The following is a 1,934-nucleotide window of genomic DNA, read 5'->3' on the forward strand; positions in this document are numbered from 1 at the left end:
TTCGAATCATTACGAATCGATTCGACCTGGAAGCAGAAGAACTAAGCGACATCTATCGTTGGCGTTGGCAAATCAAATGGATCAAACAGCATGTAAAGATCAAGAACTTCTACGGAACGAGTGAAAATGCAGTGCGAAACCAGGTGTTTCTCGCGCTCATTGCCTACTGTTTGTTGCTCCTTGTCAAACTGGAACAGAACAGTCAGCACAGCTTGTTGCAAATCAGCAGATGGCTCAAAGTATTTCTCTGGCAAACGTTTGAACAATGGATTGGTAGAATGAATTACCAGTCCAAACGAACATCAAGAGGGCGACAGAAAAGGAATTAGGTGTTGGTTGTCGTTGTCACTAATGCAATAAATGTATAAAACTACCAATAGAGCTACCTTTTGCTTGGTTGCTGTCGTTTTTGGTTGGGAAGCTGAAGATTTCATTCAGAATACTTCGACAAGTCACAAACACATTTTTTATGCAACGCTAGTGATAATTCTTACTATGTTCCATAGTGAGCATTTTTCGTTAACTAGAGCTTTTGAAACAGAAGGAATTTCAGATATAAAAAGGGACTATACCCAGAAATGGAGAAGTTTTTCGATTGTCCAGCCAATTTCCAAGGAATGGAGGTTGTCACTTTGAATGTTCTCCAAGGATGTTGTAGAAAAACGTTTGAAATCATGGAATCAAAACGGATGCTAATGGGATTCAAATTGATGTATTGCGTCGTTGACAGCGATAACTTGAAGTTCCATTACTCCGAGCTACAGGTAAAGTGAATTTTTCGATAGCATGGCGGCGTGTTGGCATCATCTTTTGTATGGTTGTGAGAGTAGATATGCTAAGGATGATTTTCGACGATATTACAGCTAAAATGGACGAGCAAATTAGAATAAAGAGAAGCAACCCTTTATTTAAAGTCTATTATGGGGGTGATAACATGTGTGTCTCGGGTATTCAGATTAACTACTCATGATTATTTGCCTGCCATTGTACTACTCACATCTACCCTTTTTGTCACATCCAAAAAAACTAAAAGCAGCTTGAAAAATTTATAACCACTTAAGTTTTTTACGGTCCCATTTTTGGAAATTTGCAAATAAATATCTGACAGTACAATTCGATCATGCTGACTTTTATAACAAAAATGAATGATGAAATATTCATATCTAAGGGGAAAAATAGGTAGATCAGAGATGGAAAAGGAGTTACGAGAAACGCAGATACAAGGGAGGTAATGAAAAATGGACAAACAAGAATTGAGAAGTGGTATTGAGGCAAAAAGGATTAAGAGAAAGGTGTATATATTATTAACAGGATTTACAGTAATATTATTCGGTGTTTTAGGTTATGGGGTTTACTGGATGTTCTTTGATATAAATAGGCTACCCAAGAGTTTAATGATTGAGGAAAAAATCTCTCCAAATGGTTTTTATACTGTTAAAGCATATTTATCAGATTCCGGGGCAACAACATCTTATTCAGTGGTTGCGGAATTAATTTTCAACAAGGAACACAATAGAACTAAGAATATTTACTTTAAAAATAATCAACATTCTGTAGAGATTCGTTGGGTAGATAATAATACTGTTGTTATTAACGGAGTAGAACTAGTAGTACCGAATGACGTATATGATTACAGATGGGAATAAATTCATACTCTTTATTAGATAATTCTATAAGAAATCAATTTTCTTGTTTTCGCCAATGTAAGTAGCCATCTCGGATTGAGAAGGGCTTCTTACTTGCAAACCAAAATGCAAACCGTCAGCGCCAAAAGTGACGGAAATCGAAGGTATGCAGAACATCAAATAGATAGTCAAATTCTGTGTCCATGCGATTTAGGAAACAACCCAAGTAATCCAGATGTGAATGTCAATCAAAATGTTGACCACCGTGCTCATCAAAAAATTGACCACCATGGCAAAAATCAATCCACC

At 36.5% G+C, this 1,934-nt stretch carries 3 protein-coding genes; all 3 read left to right on the top strand.

Annotated features, from left to right (window positions below):
- On the top strand, positions 1 to 329 hold a 329-nt coding region (locus JZI27_RS24785; protein ID WP_280209828.1), incomplete at its 5' end, for a transposase.
- Between the two features lie 909 nt (positions 330 to 1,238).
- Positions 1,239 to 1,646 (top strand): DUF5412 family protein, encoded by a 408-nt coding sequence (locus tag JZI27_RS24790; RefSeq protein ID WP_122911449.1) that lies wholly within the window; start codon positions 1,239 to 1,241, stop codon positions 1,644 to 1,646.
- Between the two features lie 93 nt (positions 1,647 to 1,739).
- Positions 1,740 to 1,934: hypothetical protein (locus JZI27_RS24795; protein ID WP_280209830.1), on the top strand; the 195-nt coding region annotated here is incomplete at its 3' end.

Source organism: Brevibacillus sp. AY1 (assembly GCF_029870785.1).
GTDB lineage: Bacteria > Bacillota > Bacilli > Brevibacillales > Brevibacillaceae > Brevibacillus > Brevibacillus invocatus.